The following is a 17,073-nucleotide window of genomic DNA, read 5'->3' as shown; positions in this document are numbered from 1 at the left end:
TTCCCTAAAAAACAAAAAGAAAAATACACAATGGAAAAATTACAGTCCCTGCTCCAACACAAAAAAGACCTGTTATCGGTCTATTTTACAGCAGGATTCCCCCATATCGACAGCACCGTTAAAGTGCTGAAATCGCTCGAAAAAGCCGGAGTGGACTTCGTGGAAATTGGAATGCCCTACTCCGACCCTTTGGCTGACGGTCCGGTAATTCAGAACAGCAGTACTATTGCGCTCCAAAACGGAATGACACTCAAAAAATTATTTGACCAGTTAGCGGATATTCAGGGAGAAGTATCTATTCCCATCATATTAATGGGATACCTCAACCCGGTACTCAAATTCGGCCCTGAACAATTTGTGGAAGAATGCCAGAAGAACAATGTCAGCGGGCTTATTCTGCCGGATCTTCCTTATGAAACCTATGTGGAAGAGTTTCAGGAACTGTTCACCTCTAATGAACTCAGCAATATTTTCCTGATAACGCCGCAAACTCCCGAAGAACGCATCAAAAAACTTGACAGCGCATCCACCTCCTTTATTTATATGGTTTCCTCAGCGGCTGTAACAGGGGCCCGTGACGGTCTATCCACTCAACAAATTGAATACTTTGAGCGGGTCAATGCCATGGAGCTAAACACTCCGCGAATGGTGGGCTTTGGCATCAGCAACCACGAGACCTATAAAAATGTGTGCCAGTATGCCCATGGGGCAATCGTAGGAAGCGCCTTTATCAAACACCTGGAACAAAGTGGAGATGATGAGGAGGGAATTATCCAATTCATTGAGACCCTGAAAACGGGAAAGAGCACAAAGTAATATGGGTTGGGCTGATGAGGAATGAGAAGCAAGATGAGAGAAGTGAGACTTTTCAGTTAGCTCGATTAACAAACTAAGGTATGGAGCCCCTGATCGCTTTTTAATTTATTACTTTTGTAGCCAAAACAGTTACAAATATGTTGAAAAACCAAACTGCAATATTACGAATTCATTGCCCCGACCAGGGTGGCATTGTAGCCCGTGTCACTGATTTCATACATCAAAACAAAGGAAATGTGGTTGCGTTGGATCAATATACCAATCGTGAAGAAAACCGTTTTTTCATGCGTGTAGAATGGGAACTGGATGGGTTCATGCTGGAACGAGACGATATCGGAACCGTGTTTGGCCCGCTTTTGGGCAAACCGCTGGAGATGGTTTGGGATCTGAAGTTTTCCGATCAAATTCCACGGATGGGAATATTTGTCTCCAAAAGTTCTCACTGTCTTTACGACCTGCTGGCGCGTTACGAAGCCGGTGAACTGAAAGTTAACATCCCCGTTATCATCAGCAACCATCAGGAAATGGAGAAAGTGGCCAAACGTTTCGAGATCCCTTTTTATCATGTGGCCGTAACCAAAGACAACAAAAAAGAACAAGAGCAGAAAGAGCTGGAGATATTGAAAGAGCACAAGGTGGATTTTATCGTTTTGGCCAGGTATATGCAAATTCTCTCGTCTGATTTTGTGAGCAATTTCCCCAACAAAGTCATCAACATCCACCACTCTTTTCTTCCGGCCTTTGCAGGAGCTAAACCCTACCACGCAGCCCATTCGCGCGGAGTAAAAATCATCGGAGCCACCAGCCACTATGTTACCACCGATTTGGACGCCGGCCCTATCATAGAGCAGGACATCATACGGATTTCACACCATGATTCGGTCGAAAGTCTGGTGCAAAAAGGGAAAGACATTGAGAAAATCGTTCTTTCAAGAGCCGTAAAAGCTCACCTGGACAGAAAAACATTGGTTTACAACAACAAAACAGTTGTTTTTGCTTAAAGAGTTTCTGTCCATAAAGTACCACTTGCGTCGTTACGCTTGCCGCCAAAATACTCATTTACGATTAGTAAACTCCGTTTTTGGCGGCTTCGCAAGCCTTGCAATTGGCACTTTCTGACCAGAAACAGCTCTAAAAACAAAATTTGCTTAGTTTATAGACAGGCATTAAATATAACGCTATGATAAAATTAAAACACCTCCTTTTTATTGTGATGATCATATCAGGGTTAAGTTGTCAGAGCCAGACCGACAACCGCGGTTACATCGTTGAAATCGGCGATAAAGCACCGCTTTTTGAAGCCACTCTGGCAAACGGGGAGACTTTCCGTCTGGAGGAAAACCGGGGAAAAGTAGTAATGCTTCAATTTACTGCCAGCTGGTGCGGAGTATGTCGAAAAGAGATGCCTCACATTGAAAGTGAGATATGGCAGCCATACAAGGACAAAGGGTTGGTTGTTATTGGCATTGACCGGGATGAGCCTATTGAAACCGTGAAAAAGTTTGCCAAAGAAACAGGCATTTCCTACCCTCTGGCATTGGATCCGGGGGCAGAGATTTTTCAGCTTTACGCCGAAAAAAAGGCAGGAGTAACGCGAAATGTTTTGATTGACCGTGAAGGTAAAATTGTTTTTCTAACGCGCCTTTTTAACGAGGAAGAATTCTCCGGCCTCGTGGAAAAGATCGACCAATTGATGAAATAATGAAGATTGTAATTATAAAATACAATGCCGGTAACATCCAATCAGTTAGCTTTGCCTTGGAACGCCTGGGATATCAGGCAGAAATCACTGCCGACCATGATGCCATCCGCAACGCTGACAAGGTTATTTTTCCGGGTGTGGGGGAAGCCAGTACAACGATGGCTTACCTGAAAAGCGAGGGGCTGGATCAACTGATTCCATCGCTGAAGCAACCGGTACTGGGAATCTGCCTGGGAATGCAGTTGATGTGTAGCCACTCCGAAGAGGGCGACACACCCTGCCTGGGCATCTTCGATGAAAAAGTAAAGAAGTTTATAGCCCCGCCAAAGGACTCCGGAAACATAAAAATCCCCCACATGGGCTGGAACCAGCTTACCAATGTCAGGGAGCCCCTGTTCAATAAAGAACTGGAAAACGAATATGTCTATTTTGTTCATAGTTTTTATGTGGCTACCGGTCCCGACACTGCTGCAGAAAGCAATTACATCCATCCCTTTAGTGCAGCCCTTCGAAAAGACAATTTCTACGCCACCCAGTTTCACCCGGAGAAAAGCAGCAAGGCCGGAGAGCAGATACTCAGGAATTTCTTAGAAATGTAGGGGCGGAGATAGAGGCTAGATGTTAGAAGTTAGAAGTTAGAGGTTAGAATTTAGAAATCATACTTTCAGTAAATGCAATCAATCGAATTAATACCCGCGATAGACATCATCGGAGGAAAATGTGTAAGACTCAGCAAAGGGGATTACAGCACACAGAAAACGTACAATGAACATCCGCTGGAGGTGGCCAGACAATTTGAGGACAACGGGATCAAGCGACTTCATCTGGTAGATCTGGATGGAGCAAAAGCAGGACACATCGTCAACTACAAAGCCCTTGAGACCATCGCCGGGAGAACGGGACTGACCATTGACTTCGGTGGCGGGCTGAAAACAAACGAAGATCTGCGCATTGCCTTCGAAAGCGGCGCCCAAATGGTTACCGGGGGAAGCATCGCCGTAAAAAACCCTGACGAGTTTTTGCAGTGGCTTACCACACACGGTCCTGAAAAAATCATCCTCGGTTCCGATGCCAAAGATCGGAAAATTGCCACTTCCGGCTGGCTGGAGACCTCCGAACTTGACCTGATGGATTTCCTGAAAGAATACATCAGCAAAGGAGTGACCCAAACCATTTGTACCGACATCAGCAAAGATGGAATGCTTGAAGGCCCGTCAACAGAATTATACAAGGAGATACTGGCCAATTTCCCGGATCTGTACCTCATCGCCAGCGGTGGCGTCAGCAGTATGAAAGATATCGATGAACTGGAGGAAGCAGGTGTGCCAGCAGTGATTTTCGGAAAAGCCATTTATGAGGGTAGAATTAAGATGGAAGAGATTGAGAGGAGGAGTAGAGGGTAGTCAGGAGTCATTAGGGAATAGCCAGTAGAAAATAGAAAATACCATTTTCTCTGGTGAAAGAATTATATAATTAACACTTAACTCAAAACATCATGAAAAAATTCAATTCATTTAAAGATCTATTGGTTTGGCAAAAATCAATGAATCTCACAGTTGCTGCCTATTCCAGCATTAAAAAGCTCCCTCAAATTGAAAATTTCGGGTTAATTTCACAAATGCAAAGGAGTGTTGTATCCGTTCCAAGCAACATCGCAGAAGGGTATGGTCGAAATCAAACAAGAGATTTCATTAGATTTCTGCAAATATCAATGGGCTCACTTTATGAGCTACAAACACAAATGGAGATATGCTACAGACAGGCCTATATTAAAAAAAAGGAATACGATAATTTTGATCATGACAGTGTGGAAATCGCAAAAATGCTTTCTGCCCTGATTCGTAAACTCAAAGAATCCCTTTAAACCTAAATATAATACAATTGAAACTACTGACTAAAAACTATTCACTATATCATGCTCGCAAAAAGAATCATACCATGCCTCGACATCCGCAACGGACAGACGGTGAAAGGCGTTAAATTTCTGGACATAAAAGAGGTCGGTGATCCGGTGGAACTGGGCGCCCTCTACGCACAACAGGGAGCAGACGAACTGGTATTTCTGGACATCACCGCCAGTCACGAGAAGCGGAAAACATTTGTGGATCTGGTAAAGAGAATTGCCCAGCACATCAACATCCCATTTACGGTTGGAGGCGGCATTAGTGAGTTAAGTGATGCCGACGCACTGCTGAGCGCAGGAGCAGACAAGATATCCATCAACTCCTCGGCAGTCAGGAATCCGCAGTTGATTAGCGATATGGCACAGCATTTTGGAAGCCAGTTTGTGGTGGTGGCCATTGATGCCAAACAAATTGCCGGAGACGACTGGACAGTAACTGTTAACGGAGGTCGTATTCCTACAGAAAAACGGCTCTTCAGCTGGGCCAGAGAGGCCGAAGAAAGAGGTGCCGGCGAAATCCTGTTCACCAGCATGGATCACGACGGTGTAAAACAGGGGTTTGCCAATGAAGCACTTGCCAGGCTCTCGGATGAGCGAGGCATTCCCATCATTGCTTCGGGCGGTGCCGGTGCCAAAGAACATTTTAAAGATGTATTCACCAAAGGAAAAGCCGATGCCGGTTTGGCAGCCAGCATTTTCCACTTTAATGAAATACCCATACCCGAATTGAAAGCCTATCTGAAAAATGAAGGCATCTCCATTCGCTAACCTGCAAGCCATGCCGGACAAATTATTATCTTTGTCCTCAGATAATTATGTAAAAACACAAACGACATATCATGCAATTAGATTTTTCAAAACTGGGGAACGGACTGATTCCCGCCATAGTACAAGATGCCCAAACCAATGTGGTGCTGATGCTGGGTTTTATGAACGAAGAGGCTTTCAATAAAACCCAGAAGGAAGGAAAAGTGACTTTTTACAGCCGAACCAAAGACAGACTTTGGACCAAAGGAGAAGAATCAGGAAATTTCCTGAATGTGGTTTCCATCACTCCTGATTGTGACAACGACACCGTACTGATCAAAGCAAATCCTGTAGGGCCTGTCTGTCACACTGGAACCGACACCTGCTTTGCCGAAGTTAACAAAGGCAACATTGACTTTCTGGTTCACCTGCAAGATTTGATTGACAAACGTCTGCAGGACATGCCCGAAGGCTCTTACACCACATCTCTGTTTGAAAAGGGCATCAATAAAATAGCCCAAAAAGTGGGTGAAGAAGCTGTGGAGACTGTCATTGAAGCCAAAGACAACAACGATGATCTCTTCCTTAATGAGGTGGCTGATCTCACCTATCACACCCTGGTGTTACTTACCGCCAAGAATTATCGCATTGAGGATGTGGTAAAAGTCCTTCAGGAAAGACATAAGTAGTACTTGCAAGAAAACGACAATTGCTACGATATGCTTGTCTTCAAAACAGTCATTTACGAAAAGTAAACTCCTGTTTTTCAGCCATCACAAGCCTTGCACTTGCCGACTTCTTGTAAGCACATTTCGAAAACCTTAGTTTACTTACGAAACAGGGCTCAATACAAAAAACGGAAAGAAAAAGATGGAGGGGGAAAAAGAAGCAATTCTTCAGATTTTTGATAAGTACTATTCTACCATTCACCCGGCACGTGAATTGCTGATTATCCACAGTCAACTGGTCCGGGACAAATGCCTGAGAATAGTGTCGGATCATCCCGAGCTTCATGCGGATGATTCATTTATTTCAGAAGCTGCGATGCTCCATGACATCGGAATTTTCATGACCGATGCACCATCCATTGGTTGTCATGGGCAATACCCGTACATCTGTCATGGATACCTTGGTCGTGAGATCCTTGAAAAAGAAGGACTTCCCCGACATGCACTGGTTTGTGAAAGACACACCGGAACAGGACTGACCGTTAAGGAGATCAAAAATCAGCAACTGCCTTTGCCTCAACGTGACATGGTGCCACGCAGCATTGAAGAACAAATCATCTGTTTTGCCGATACTTTTTACAGCAAAGGGAAAGACCTGAAAAAAGAGAAAAGTCCGGATCAGGTTCGGAAGGCTCTTCAAAAATTTGGCGAGGATAAAGTGAAAATTTTCAATTTATGGTGCGAGATGTTTCTGTAAAAGCAAAATCCCGGAGTGCCGCCTGGTACTACCATCATCCCGAATACGGATACAACTGTGCCCAGGCAATGGTAAAGCATTTTGGCGGGAGCCCCGAAGAAATCCTGGCCATGAAAAAGATGGGATCGGGTCGTGCCCCGGAAGGACACTGCGGAGCCTTGCATGGAGCAATCTACCTGCTAAGAAACCATCCGGAAGCATCGGACGAGCTCATTAAGAAATTCAGCCAGCAAACAGGCAGCCCCTTTTGCAGAGATATCAGAATGATAAACAAGGCTTCCTGCCGTCGATGTGTAGAGATCGCAGATGAAGTCCTTCAAAAGATTCAGAACACATTAAAATAGCAACCCTTATGCCCTCAAAAATTTGGAAAGAGCAAATCAGCGTATCTTCTTTTGATGTAGGTGCTTCAGGTCGTCTGGAGGCAGCTGCACTGATGCGCCATTTTCAGGAAGTGGCTGCCCATCATGCAGATGAATTGGGCGTCGGCTTTTCCGACCTGATGAAAGAAAAGGTATTTTGGGCCCTTACACATCTGCAAATTGAAGCTGATCGATGGCCCGGAATGGAAGAACAAATCACTGTAGAAACCTGGCCCCGGGGAACCCAAAAACTTTACACCACCAGAGATTTTTTAGTCTCCGATGGTTCGGGAAAAGTCATCATTCGGGCCACCTCTGCGTGGATCATGGTGGATTACCTGCGGAAACGACCGGTGAGACCGGCAGAGAGACTGGCAAACATTGATTTCACTCCCGGGAAGGAAGCCATCAGCAGCTTTCCCGAACCATTCACCTGTGAAGGAGATCAACAATCAGAAGCAGAGAGAAAAGTAGCCTATTCCGATTTGGACATCAATCAGCATGTCAACAACACCCGGTATGTGGAATGGATTATGGATGCCATCGGTTTCCTTTCAGAAAGGTGGCTCAAGTCACTGAACATTCATTTTAGCAATGAATTCAAATACAACGAAACAGCAATCCTAAAATGGTCAACAAACGGAGATGATTTCTATTGCTCAATCACGCACCAGAAAACAGAAAAAACAGGTGTCGAGGCCTGCCTGAAATTTACAGATTAGTAAAAAAAGCGCCTTCGGGGCTTCCCGAAAGCGCTTTTTGTTATTGATCAAAAGAAATTCTAGCAATATTCTTTTAATAAAAAGTCAGCATTCCTTACTGCTGTTGCTGTTCAGCCAATTTTTCATCCACCTTTTTCTTTACATCAGGGTTGGTGCTGTAAGCTGTGATCATCTCCTGATACAAAGCAGGACTAATTCCGGCATTTGAGATAATTTCATTCATTTTCTTCTGGGTTTCCATCTGGATTGCCTGCAATTGCTGGGAGATACTCTGAAACTTTTCCATATCAGCATCTTCCAGGCCTTCAGGTTGCTGTCCCTGCTGCATATTGCGAGCTATTTTGTTAAAATTGTCCAGCTTCATGCCTCCTTCTTCAATTTTTTTCACCATTTTCTGTTCAGCTTCCTGCTGCACCGGCACTACTTTCACCACAACATCAGCAAACAAATCAACCTCCTCATCAGAGTAACTTTTTTGTAACTGTTTCCCCTGTTCTTGCATCATCTGATTCTGAGCAGCAGCAGTTCCGCCAATCAAAAAAAATCCTGTTAAAAATAAACTTACAAATTGCTTTTTAAAACTCATATTAATACCTGTTTTACAGAGAGCTGAAAAAAATCATCCATTCGGGGAATTGCCCTCATCTAATTAAAAAAACCCGAATAAAAATTCTTAAAACATTATTATTTAACAACATAAGCAAACCTACAAAACCAGATATCCAATTCCAAAAAATTAATCCGCTGATTTCTTTCATACAAAAATCCAACAACACTATTTAGTATCTGTCCATAAAGTACCACTTGCTGCATTATACTTACCGCCAAAACACTCATTTACACAAGTAAACTGCGTTTTTGGCGCTTCGCAAGCCTTACAATTGGCACTTTTTGACCAGACACATGACTAAAAACAAACTATACTTAGTTTCTATACGGACTCTATTTAGTGTTTGTCTATAAAGTCCAACTTCTGCGTTGTTGCTCAAAATCTAAATTCTCATCCCGATTGTGCTTTTTGTTGCTTTTTTGTTCAAAAAACCTTACAAAAGCTACTTCGGGACTGCGGTTTAAATTTTTCACACGCCTTGAATCTGAACTTTCTAATTTAAACACGCGAAAAACGTTTAGTTTATGGACAGGCACTATTTAGAAACAATCTTGTTACAAATTACTAATATCAGATATTTGTATTTTTATATATCTGAATTCATTCCTAAATTCGAAACATCTTAAAGACAGATAGCAACAGCAACAGCAAAGAAAAATCTAAAGCCCAAAAAAAGAGTACCTCAACACACCTGGCACGTCAAATAAACCTTTATTAACAACTATACGTAACAAAAAAAATAGTTTAACCAACAGCAAACAAAATATGAAGAAGGTCGTTTTTTCCATCATTTTGGCATCCATCGGCATCCTGATTTTGATTCACATCGCTTACGACCCGCCACTCCCGAACCTGGGGGAGTTGAAGCTGAAACAGGAATATGCCATCAAGCCCACATCTCCTGTGGATCATTCTCTTTTTGAGGAACTTCAAAAGGATTTCAATTCTCCACAGGAAGTAACAGAGGCCTGTATCGAATGTCACAACCAGCGCCATAAAGAAGTGATAGCCTCCAGTCACTGGAACTGGGAGCGTATTTCCTATGTTGAAGATCGTGGAATCGCAAGCATGGGCAAAAGCAATGTATTAAACAACTACTGCATCGGGGCCAGTTCCAATGAGCAATCCTGTGCTGCCTGCCATATTGGTTTTGGGATGACCAACGACCGGTTCGATTTTGACAACGCCAGAAATGTGGACTGCATGGTTTGTCACGACAATAGTGAAGAATACCGGAAAGGTTCTGCCATGGCCGGCTATCCGGATCGATCGGTCAATCTTACGCAAGTGGCACAGAGTGTAGGGCGCCCTCAGAGGATGAATTGTGGTGCCTGTCACTTTTACAGTGGTGGAGGAAATAACGTAAAACACGGAGACCTGGAAGAGTCCCTTCTGTCAACCACCCGGGAAGTAGATGTTCACATGGCAGCCAACGGGATGAATATGACCTGTGTCGATTGCCATTCGGCGGAGAATCATAACATAAAAGGCAAGCTTTATTCGGTATCTTCCAGCGACGAAAACCGCCTAACATGTGATCATTGCCACACCAGCACCCCTCATATGGACAGGATGCTCGACCTACACACAGCCAAAGTAGCTTGTCAAACCTGTCACATTCCAACTTACGCCAAAGTGAACCCAACAAAAATGGAATGGCGTTGGTCTGAAGCCGGCAAACTTAAAGACGGTCAGCCCTATCATGTAACCGACACAGCATCGGGCGCGGAAACATATATGTCTATCAAAGGATCATTCCGCTGGGAAAAGGATGTAAAACCGGAATATTATTGGTTCAATGGACATGCGACTCACTATGTTCTTGGTGATCAAGTGGACAGCATACCGGTACAGATTAATCGATTATTGGGATCAGCAGCAGACAACAGATCGAAAATATATCCTGTGAAAGTCCACCGTGGAGACCAGATCTATGACCCGGAAACCAACATGCTGATTCAGCCTAAACTTTGGGCGGCAGAGAAAGGCGACAGTGCCTACTGGAAAGACTTTGATTGGCAGCTGGCCGCTGAAGCCGGAATGAAACGGGTAGGACTTCCCTACAGCGGCAATCACGAGTTTGTTAACACTGAAATGTACTGGCCTGTAAACCATATGGTAGCTCCCAAAGAAGAGGCATTGTCCTGCGAAGAGTGTCATAGCAGAGACGACAGCCGTCTGGCCGGTCTGAACGACTTCTATATGCCCGGAAGAGATTCACATGCAGGTCTTGACTTCATTGGCAGATTATTGATTATTGCAGCCATGGCAGGAGTCATTCTTCACGGACTGGGACGCATTGTTTCCGCCATCAGAAACAAAGAGATCGAATCTGAAGAAATCAACACCAATTACAATCAATAAGCTACAGGAAATTATGCAAAAAGTATATATCTATAAAAAATTCGAGCGGTTCTGGCATTGGACACAGGCCGCACTGATCTTCTTCCTGGCCCTTACGGGTTTCGAAGTACATGGAAGCTTTTCTTTCCTGGGATATGAACAAGCCGTTGAATCGCATCGCGTAGCTGCCTGGATGCTGTTGATTCTCATCGCATTCTCCATATTCTGGCATTTCACCACCGGTGAATGGCGGCAGTACATACCCACCTTCTCAAAGTTACAGGCTCAGATTCGGTACTACACCGTCGGAATCTTTAAAGGAGAACCACACCCAACGCGCAAATCAGTTCGTAAAAAGCTGAATCCACTTCAGGCCCTGACTTATTTGGGATTTAAACTGGTGATGGCTCCATTACTGGTAATCACAGGCATCGTTTATATGTTCTATCGCACCATAGATGCCAACAATATGGTTATTGTCAGCGACATTCCTCTGGAAATTGTTGCTTTTCTGCACACATTAGGCGCTTATCTGATCATTATGTTTGCCATTGTGCATGTTTACATGACCACCACCGGACATACGCCCACTTCAAATATCAGGGCGATGCTCACAGGATATGAAGATCTGGAAGATGATTCGGAACAACCATTGAAAGATGAAAATAAAAAAGAAGAGTAATATGGATCAGAAGAACAAATTCATGAACCCCTATCTGGCGGGTGTCCTCCTGGGGTTTGTATTGTTGGCGACCATCTACATAACAGGTCGGGGACTCGGTGCCAGCGGGGCAATGAAAAGCGTGGCTGTAACCACTGTCAAGGCAACTTCCCCTGATCACTACGAGTCAACAGCCTATTATCAGGATTATGCAGCAGATCATCCTGATGGCCCCATGAAATCATGGCTGGTTTTTGAGATGCTTGGAGTGCTGATAGGTGCCTTTCTAAGCGGGGCTCTGTCCGGACGTCTTGGACTTAAACTTGAAAAAGGCCCCGGTGTAACCAACACCACACGAATCATTGGTGCCATCATCGGCGGAATGCTATTTGGCTTCGGCAGTCAGCTGGGACGCGGCTGCACCAGTGGATCAGCCCTCAGCGGAATGGCAGTTATGTCATTTGGTGGCATCATCACCATGTTTGCAATCTTTGGCGGCGCCTACGCATTGGCATGGTTCTTCAGAAAATTATGGATAACCCGATAAATTGTTAAAAATGGCACCATTAATACCTGAAATAATATCTCCGGAATATAACTATCTCGTTGCTCTCATTGTGGGGCTGGGATTTGGATTTGCCCTGGAACAGGCCGGCTTTTCGAGCACACGCAAACTGGTAGGTCTGTTTTACGGATACGACTTCACTGTACTTAAAGTATTCTTCACTGCAGGCGTTACAGCGATGATTGGAGTGGTTCTGCTCTCCCACCTGGAAATGCTCAATACCGATATCATTTTTGTGAACCCTACATTTCTCCCATCTGCCATCACCGGAGGAATAATTATGGGGGCAGGATTCATCATCGGAGGTTTTTGCCCCGGAACCAGTGCTGCAGCGGCAGCCATAGGGAAGTTGGATGGTTGGGCATTCATTGGAGGAGCCACCATTGGCATTTTTGCCTTTGGAGAAGTATTTCCTCTGCTCGAAGACTTTTATCTGGCCGGAAATCAGGGTCCGTTACTTTTTTATGACGTGCTTGGCATAGAGAGAATCACCTTTGCACTGATTCTGACGGCTGTTGCTATCTTTGCTTTCGTTGCAACAGGCATGATTGAGGATAAGGTCAACAAAAAACCGGTCCACATCCTTAGTGGTAACTGGAAAAAGAAGACCATTGCCGCAGCCATTCCACTGGCCGTGGTTCTTTTAATCATGATTACTCCTTCGCGAAAGGAATTTACTATGGAGAAACTGGAAGCTCGCGCAGCTGCAGGAGAGTGCAAACCCGACCTGATTGATGCAGACAAACTAGCGTTTGAGCTAATGAACAACTATTATCATTATAATGTAATTGACGTTCGGTCTCCCGAAGAATATGAAGAATTTCATATTGCCACCGCCATCAACATTCCGTTGGACGATTTGCACAGCACAGCCTACCGGGAATTACTCAATCAACGCATTCAGACCAACGTTTTCTATGGAGCCTCCCCGGCACAGGCAAAAAAGGCCTGTCTGGTTGCCCGTTATCACGGGAATACAACCAGTCTGGCACTTGATGTAACTGCCGAGGATTTCAGAAACACTTTTTATGGAGAAATCAATATACCGGAGAATCCCACAAAATCGGAACAAACTGTGGCACTATTCAGACGCCGGGCAGCAGAAAAGATGAAAGAAATTGAAGCAAATCTGGCTTCCCGGGAGAAACCTGTACAAAAAAAGGTTACCCGGGTACAGGGAGGGTGTAGTTAGTGTTTGTCCATAAAGCACCACTTGCTACGATATGCTTGCCGCCAAAGCACTCATTTACTTGAAATGTATTGAGGGGGCTGATCTTCGTATTTGTCGAAAATCAGCCCCCTCAGTTCTTTTAAATCCGGCTATTCGTTTCCTTCTGCATACATCCCAATGTAAGTTCCCACAAAGCCACCGGCCGTTGCAGTACTCAAATAGGTGGCATCCTGACCTTCTGCCAAAGGCTCCCAATTTTGGTGATCTTCTGAAATTGAAAAATCGAGAAATGCTCCATTCCCTTCAACCCGAAGTAATATGGAATCATCAGCTCCCAGCCCTGTCTTCTTCATTGCCAGCCGCTTTTTTTCAGGAGTCCCCTGCCGAATAGTGGTTTTTTCCACAAAAGCTATTAACTCACCGTGCTCGAAGTTTACACCCAAAAAATAGTTATTCGCTTCTGTTCTAAAGCATACCAACCCGGCACGATTTCCGGCATTTGGGGAAGCAATTGTCACCTCAGTGGTGGCAATAAAGTTCTTATGCTGCTGCCTTCTTCCAATAAATGCAGGATTCTTCTTTTCTCTCATAGTCACTCCCCGAAAGTCCAATCTCAGGCTCCCTTCTTCCAAATCATACCAATCATTTTGAGGGGTACGAATAAAGTTCCAATACAGTGCCAGAGAGTCGTCTTCAAACTCATCCCTAATCGTGAAATTTCCGGATAGGCCAAAATCCCCCTCCTGTTTTTCATTCAACTGATGTGAAGACTTCACTTTCAAAGGCACCTCTTTGCCTGGTTCAAGGATAACCGGCCATCCTTCTGTCCAGCTTACTGGTAACAAGAATGTTTCCCGGCCGGTATTGTAATGATTCTCCAGATAAGGTCTGCATCCCAGAAAAACGGCCCACCAACTGCCATCTTCAAACTTGATTAAATCGGCGTGTCCGGTGGAAGTAACAGGGTTTTCCCTGTCATTCGGAAGATTTCGTTGCGTAAGAATCGGGTTATCTGCGAACGTTTCATAAGGCCCGGTTACATTCCGACTACGAAAAATAACCTCTGAATGATTTTCTGCAGTTCCTCCTTCAGCAGCCATCAGATAGTAGTAGCCATTAACTTTATAAATGTGAGGTCCTTCAATCCAGATAGGCTTTTCAGAAATGTCGTGGCCTCCGTCAACGATCATTTTTCTCGGACCTGTCATCTCGTCCTTTTCCACATCGTATTCCTGAATCCAAATGGCCTTATGTCCGGGATAAATGGGATCCCCTTCAGGATTACCGTTGTTCACAATCCAGGCTCGGCCGTCATCATCAAAAAATAATGAGGGATCAATGCCGGGAACCTCCGGAATAAAAATCGGATCACTCCAGGGGCCTGCTGGATCCTTTGCTTTTACCAAAAAGTTGCCGTTACCTCCAACAAATGTGGTTACCATATAGAAGGTGTCGTTGTGCGAATTGTAACTGATTGCAGGAGCAAAAATTCCTTCTGAGATCTCCTGATCTGTAATATCCAGCTGCGAGGGTCGGTTCAGCACGTGACCAATCTGTTTCCAATTGACAAGATCGGTACTGTGAAAAACAGGAACCCCTGGGAAAAAAGAAAAGGTAGAAGTAACCAAAAAATAGTCTTCTCCTTTCTTGCAAACAGACGGGTCGGGATAAAAACCACTCAGGATGGGATTAAAATACTCATTATCCATAAGTTGGTTTTCATCATAAAAACTGTCGCTCCCCTGGTATTCGTACCATTGAAAAAAGGCGCCCTTTTTAGCAGCTTCCTGAGTACTGCAGGAACTAACTAAAATAAAAAATGGCAGCAGAATAAAGATTCTGAGATTGTGCATAACAGCGTTTTTTTTAGTTGTTGCATCGGAATGGTTACTCCCGGATTAATTGTGATGTGTCATGTCAAATTTTATTTTCTTCAGTTCCTCCAGGTCATGAACTGGTCGCTCAAGTTCTGCAGGAATGGGCATTCCGGAAAAAGTCTGAAAATAAAGCAAGCAGGCATCTCTCCACCATTCGGCCTCACGGGACTGAATTTTCAGTTTATGCCTCACATGTTCGAAGCGCTCATCATCAATCAGTCCCTGCATTCGATCCCATTTTTTCTGCATCAGTCGCACTTCCTCTACCCCATCATAGTAATGATAGCAAAGCTCATCCCACAATGAAAGGCCTGAGCTCATGGTATAATCCCATGGAAGGTGATGAAACCATAGGATCAGGTTTTCCGGACATGTTTTGGGGTTGTTGTATATTGAGGCCAGCGGCTCCTCATATTGCTCCACAGCATTACTGCCACTCTCTGAACGATCAAAGCCAATACCATCCTCAGAGGCATTGTGGTAGTATTTGGGCAACCAGTCGGGCCGTGCTCCTTCAATTTCGGTCCACGGTTCGGGGCCATGGTGGTGGCTCCATCCCATCAGGTGATGAAGACCAAGCGGAGTCATGTAGTTTACCACCGCCTCACGAGAACGCATCATGATATTCAATGAGGGTTCCACAAAGGCATCCTCGTTGGAGAAGGTCATTCCAAGCCACTCTTTACCGATATCATCAGCCCTGAGAGTATGATCCCATGCCAGACGCCCATACGCATACCAGTTGGCCTGGGCAAAATGGTGACCTGTCCAGTTAACATCACGTCCAATATTTGCAACACCCGCAATGGCGGTATGCTTTTGACTAAACAAAGATCCATCGGTAGCTTTTGCGACAGTTGATCCCGGCCCTTTGGCATAAGTATCGCTTTCAAAAGTCTCTTTCTGCATCGTAGGCAAATAGGCCAGGTGATTGGAGAAGCCCAGGTATTCCTGTGTTATCTGAAATTCAATCATCAGAGAAGTCTCATCCATCGCCCCAAAAACAGGGCTAAAAGGCTCTCTGGGTTGAAAATCGATGGGACCGTTTTTGACCTGAACGATGACATTCTCATGAAATTTGCCATCCAATGGCACAAATTCAGTGTAGGCTTGTTTGGCCCGGTCGTCTCCGGATGGGGCATAAACAAATGCCCTCCACATTACGATTCCATTATAAGGTTCCAAAGCCTCTGCCAGCATATTGGCTCCATCGGCATGGGTACGGCCATAATCCTGAGGACCGGGCTGACCTTCGGAGTTGGCTTTAACCAGAAAGCCTCCAAAATCAGGTATCTCATCATAGATTTCCTCCACCTTTTCTTTCCACCATTCGCGAACTTCGTCCCTAAGCGGATCTGAATCTTCAAGGCCGCCTATTACAGCCGGTGACGAAAAGTTTACGGACAAATAAACCTTAATATTATAGGGACGCAATAAATCGGCAATACGAACCACCTGCTCCAGATATTCATCAGTTAAGACTTCGGGAGCAGCATTTACGTTATTCAGGACGGTCCCATTAATACCGACAGACGCATTGGCACGCGCATAAATTTGATAATGATCTCTCAGGTCATTAAAATCTTTCTCACGGTTCCACCAGATGGAATGTCCGGCATATCCACGCTCAACGGTGCCATCAAGATTGTCCCAATGATTGAGCAACCGCAGTTCATATTTAGGAGTTTCAACCACATTGATAGCAGAAATATCCTCCTCATTCTGCATCATGCGAATAAAGGCGAATGTTCCATACAGCACACCGGCATCGGTATTGGCGGTAATCACCACCTGAGTTTCCTTGTCTTTTCCAACCGTTCTAATCACATACCCTTCCGGGCCACAGCTTTCCAGCCCCTCTTCAAGCCCCTGAACATCTATTTTTTCATTCAGTCCGACTCCAAGAAGGATAGAACTTCCGGAAACTTTTTTACTGAGATCCAAATCCACTGAAGTCATTCCTTTAATGGCATTGATCAGTTCATTTTGGGCCACACCGATGACAGGGCTGTTTCCTTCCACATAAAGTTTCTCCAAAACTGAGTAGTCGTCAAACACATTGTCCGAAACCTTATCATATCTTAACCACAGGTTTTCGCCAGATTCGGCTAAAATCAATCCCGGCATCGAAAAAAACAGAAAAAACAATAATAAAATATTTCTTCTCAT

At 44.6% G+C, this 17,073-nt stretch carries 18 protein-coding genes; 15 read left to right on the top strand and 3 right to left on the bottom strand.

Features of this window, described 5'->3' with window-relative positions:
* Nucleotides 1–30 precede the first annotated feature (30 nt).
* The 11 genes from trpA (at nt 31) to BY457_RS00780 (ending at nt 7,677) form a co-directional block, all read left to right on the top strand.
* Nucleotides 31–816, top strand: a complete 786-nt coding sequence (trpA, locus tag BY457_RS00830; RefSeq protein ID WP_106151446.1) for a tryptophan synthase subunit alpha — start codon at nt 31–33, stop codon at nt 814–816.
* 137 nt (nt 817–953) lie between these two features.
* A complete protein-coding gene (gene purU, locus BY457_RS00825; protein WP_106151445.1) occupies nt 954–1,817 on the top strand; it encodes a formyltetrahydrofolate deformylase in 864 nt (287 codons plus the stop codon).
* 179 nt (nt 1,818–1,996) lie between these two features.
* The gene (locus BY457_RS00820; protein ID WP_258176478.1) at nt 1,997–2,518 is read left to right on the top strand and encodes a peroxiredoxin family protein; all 522 of its coding nucleotides are present in this window, start codon (nt 1,997–1,999) and stop codon (nt 2,516–2,518) included.
* Nucleotides 2,518–3,117: an imidazole glycerol phosphate synthase subunit HisH gene (gene hisH / locus BY457_RS00815; RefSeq protein ID WP_106151444.1), complete on the top strand. Its 600-nt coding sequence runs from the start codon at nt 2,518–2,520 to the stop codon at nt 3,115–3,117. Before BY457_RS00820 ends, hisH begins: the two co-directional genes overlap by 1 nt.
* 72 nt (nt 3,118–3,189) lie before the next feature.
* Nucleotides 3,190–3,921, top strand: coding sequence for a 1-(5-phosphoribosyl)-5-[(5-phosphoribosylamino)methylideneamino]imidazole-4-carboxamide isomerase (gene hisA, locus BY457_RS00810; protein WP_106151443.1), 732 nt, complete (start codon nt 3,190–3,192; stop codon nt 3,919–3,921).
* A 92-nt stretch (nt 3,922–4,013) separates the two neighbouring features.
* Nucleotides 4,014–4,382, top strand: coding sequence for a four helix bundle protein (locus BY457_RS00805; RefSeq protein ID WP_106151442.1), 369 nt, complete (start codon nt 4,014–4,016; stop codon nt 4,380–4,382).
* A 51-nt stretch (nt 4,383–4,433) separates the two neighbouring features.
* Nucleotides 4,434–5,189 (top strand): imidazole glycerol phosphate synthase subunit HisF, encoded by a 756-nt coding sequence (gene hisF, locus BY457_RS00800; RefSeq protein WP_106151441.1) that lies wholly within the window; start codon nt 4,434–4,436, stop codon nt 5,187–5,189.
* Nucleotides 5,190–5,260: 71 nt separating this feature from the next.
* Nucleotides 5,261–5,857, top strand: a complete 597-nt coding sequence (gene hisIE, locus BY457_RS00795) for a bifunctional phosphoribosyl-AMP cyclohydrolase/phosphoribosyl-ATP diphosphatase HisIE (protein ID WP_106151440.1) — start codon at nt 5,261–5,263, stop codon at nt 5,855–5,857.
* Between the two features lie 181 nt (nt 5,858–6,038).
* Nucleotides 6,039–6,593, top strand: coding sequence for a phosphohydrolase (locus tag BY457_RS00790; protein WP_106151439.1), 555 nt, complete (start codon nt 6,039–6,041; stop codon nt 6,591–6,593).
* The gene (locus BY457_RS00785; RefSeq protein WP_106151438.1) at nt 6,572–6,937 is read left to right on the top strand and encodes a C-GCAxxG-C-C family (seleno)protein; all 366 of its coding nucleotides are present in this window, start codon (nt 6,572–6,574) and stop codon (nt 6,935–6,937) included. The genes BY457_RS00790 and BY457_RS00785 overlap by 22 nt, the downstream gene beginning before the upstream one ends.
* 8 nt (nt 6,938–6,945) lie before the next feature.
* Nucleotides 6,946–7,677 carry an acyl-[acyl-carrier-protein] thioesterase gene (locus tag BY457_RS00780; RefSeq protein ID WP_106151437.1) on the top strand — a complete coding sequence of 244 codons (732 nt, stop codon included), beginning with the start codon at nt 6,946–6,948 and terminating at the stop codon, nt 7,675–7,677.
* Between the two features lie 94 nt (nt 7,678–7,771).
* Here the strand turns inward: BY457_RS00780 and BY457_RS00775 are convergent, their stop codons facing one another.
* The gene (locus tag BY457_RS00775) at nt 7,772–8,263 is read right to left on the bottom strand and encodes a DUF4168 domain-containing protein (RefSeq protein ID WP_106151436.1); all 492 of its coding nucleotides are present in this window, start codon (nt 8,261–8,263) and stop codon (nt 7,772–7,774) included.
* Nucleotides 8,264–9,052: 789 nt separating this feature from the next.
* Between BY457_RS00775 and BY457_RS00770 the strand changes: the two genes are divergently transcribed.
* Genes BY457_RS00770 through BY457_RS00755 form a run of 4 tightly spaced genes read left to right on the top strand, consistent with a single transcriptional unit; the run spans nt 9,053 to nt 13,048 of the window.
* Nucleotides 9,053–10,651, top strand: coding sequence for a tetrathionate reductase family octaheme c-type cytochrome (locus BY457_RS00770; RefSeq protein ID WP_106151435.1), 1,599 nt, complete (start codon nt 9,053–9,055; stop codon nt 10,649–10,651).
* Nucleotides 10,652–10,664: 13 nt separating this feature from the next.
* On the top strand, nt 10,665–11,312 hold the full coding sequence (locus tag BY457_RS00765) for a cytochrome b/b6 domain-containing protein (protein WP_106151434.1): 648 nt from the start codon (nt 10,665–10,667) through the stop codon (nt 11,310–11,312).
* Between the two features lies 1 nt (nt 11,313).
* Nucleotides 11,314–11,838: a YeeE/YedE thiosulfate transporter family protein gene (locus BY457_RS00760; RefSeq protein WP_106151433.1), complete on the top strand. Its 525-nt coding sequence runs from the start codon at nt 11,314–11,316 to the stop codon at nt 11,836–11,838.
* Nucleotides 11,839–11,848: 10 nt separating this feature from the next.
* Nucleotides 11,849–13,048, top strand: coding sequence for a YeeE/YedE thiosulfate transporter family protein (locus BY457_RS00755; RefSeq protein WP_106151432.1), 1,200 nt, complete (start codon nt 11,849–11,851; stop codon nt 13,046–13,048).
* Nucleotides 13,049–13,176: 128 nt separating this feature from the next.
* Here BY457_RS00755 and BY457_RS00750 read toward each other — a convergent pair whose 3' ends face one another.
* Both BY457_RS00750 and BY457_RS00745 read right to left on the bottom strand, forming a co-directional pair.
* Nucleotides 13,177–14,880, bottom strand: a complete 1,704-nt coding sequence (locus BY457_RS00750; RefSeq protein WP_106151431.1) for a glycoside hydrolase family 43 protein — start codon at nt 14,878–14,880, stop codon at nt 13,177–13,179.
* A 45-nt stretch (nt 14,881–14,925) separates the two neighbouring features.
* Complete coding sequence (locus tag BY457_RS00745) at nt 14,926–17,073, bottom strand: alpha-glucuronidase family glycosyl hydrolase (protein ID WP_106151430.1); 2,148 nt, start codon at nt 17,071–17,073, stop codon at nt 14,926–14,928.

This window comes from Marinilabilia salmonicolor, from assembly GCF_003003035.1.
Lineage (GTDB): Bacteria > Bacteroidota > Bacteroidia > Bacteroidales > Marinilabiliaceae > Marinilabilia > Marinilabilia salmonicolor_A.
The sequence above is the reverse complement of the archived record's forward strand: the minus strand, read 5'-3'. Positions and strand labels throughout refer to the sequence as shown.

What these genes read in the sequence shown, in the direction of transcription:
- BY457_RS00760 (WP_106151433.1), top strand. Translation starts at nt 11,314, where the DNA reads ATGGATCAGAAGAACAAATTCATGAACCCCTATCTGGCGGGTGTCCTC.
- BY457_RS00770 (WP_106151435.1), top strand. Translation starts at nt 9,053, where the DNA reads ATGAAGAAGGTCGTTTTTTCCATCATTTTGGCATCCATCGGCATCCTG.
- BY457_RS00775 (WP_106151436.1), bottom strand. Translation starts at nt 8,263, where the DNA reads ATGAGTTTTAAAAAGCAATTTGTAAGTTTATTTTTAACAGGATTTTTT.
- BY457_RS00780 (WP_106151437.1), top strand. Translation starts at nt 6,946, where the DNA reads ATGCCCTCAAAAATTTGGAAAGAGCAAATCAGCGTATCTTCTTTTGAT.
- BY457_RS00820 (WP_258176478.1), top strand. Translation starts at nt 1,997, where the DNA reads ATGATAAAATTAAAACACCTCCTTTTTATTGTGATGATCATATCAGGG.
- hisF (WP_106151441.1), top strand. Translation starts at nt 4,434, where the DNA reads ATGCTCGCAAAAAGAATCATACCATGCCTCGACATCCGCAACGGACAG.
- BY457_RS00750 (WP_106151431.1), bottom strand. Translation starts at nt 14,880, where the DNA reads ATGCACAATCTCAGAATCTTTATTCTGCTGCCATTTTTTATTTTAGTT.
- BY457_RS00755 (WP_106151432.1), top strand. Translation starts at nt 11,849, where the DNA reads ATGGCACCATTAATACCTGAAATAATATCTCCGGAATATAACTATCTC.
- BY457_RS00785 (WP_106151438.1), top strand. Translation starts at nt 6,572, where the DNA reads ATGGTGCGAGATGTTTCTGTAAAAGCAAAATCCCGGAGTGCCGCCTGG.
- hisIE (WP_106151440.1), top strand. Translation starts at nt 5,261, where the DNA reads ATGCAATTAGATTTTTCAAAACTGGGGAACGGACTGATTCCCGCCATA.
- BY457_RS00790 (WP_106151439.1), top strand. Translation starts at nt 6,039, where the DNA reads ATGGAGGGGGAAAAAGAAGCAATTCTTCAGATTTTTGATAAGTACTAT.
- hisA (WP_106151443.1), top strand. Translation starts at nt 3,190, where the DNA reads ATGCAATCAATCGAATTAATACCCGCGATAGACATCATCGGAGGAAAA.
- BY457_RS00745 (WP_106151430.1), bottom strand. Translation starts at nt 17,073, where the DNA reads ATGAGAAGAAATATTTTATTATTGTTTTTTCTGTTTTTTTCGATGCCG.
- BY457_RS00765 (WP_106151434.1), top strand. Translation starts at nt 10,665, where the DNA reads ATGCAAAAAGTATATATCTATAAAAAATTCGAGCGGTTCTGGCATTGG.
- trpA (WP_106151446.1), top strand. Translation starts at nt 31, where the DNA reads ATGGAAAAATTACAGTCCCTGCTCCAACACAAAAAAGACCTGTTATCG.
- BY457_RS00805 (WP_106151442.1), top strand. Translation starts at nt 4,014, where the DNA reads ATGAAAAAATTCAATTCATTTAAAGATCTATTGGTTTGGCAAAAATCA.
- hisH (WP_106151444.1), top strand. Translation starts at nt 2,518, where the DNA reads ATGAAGATTGTAATTATAAAATACAATGCCGGTAACATCCAATCAGTT.
- purU (WP_106151445.1), top strand. Translation starts at nt 954, where the DNA reads ATGTTGAAAAACCAAACTGCAATATTACGAATTCATTGCCCCGACCAG.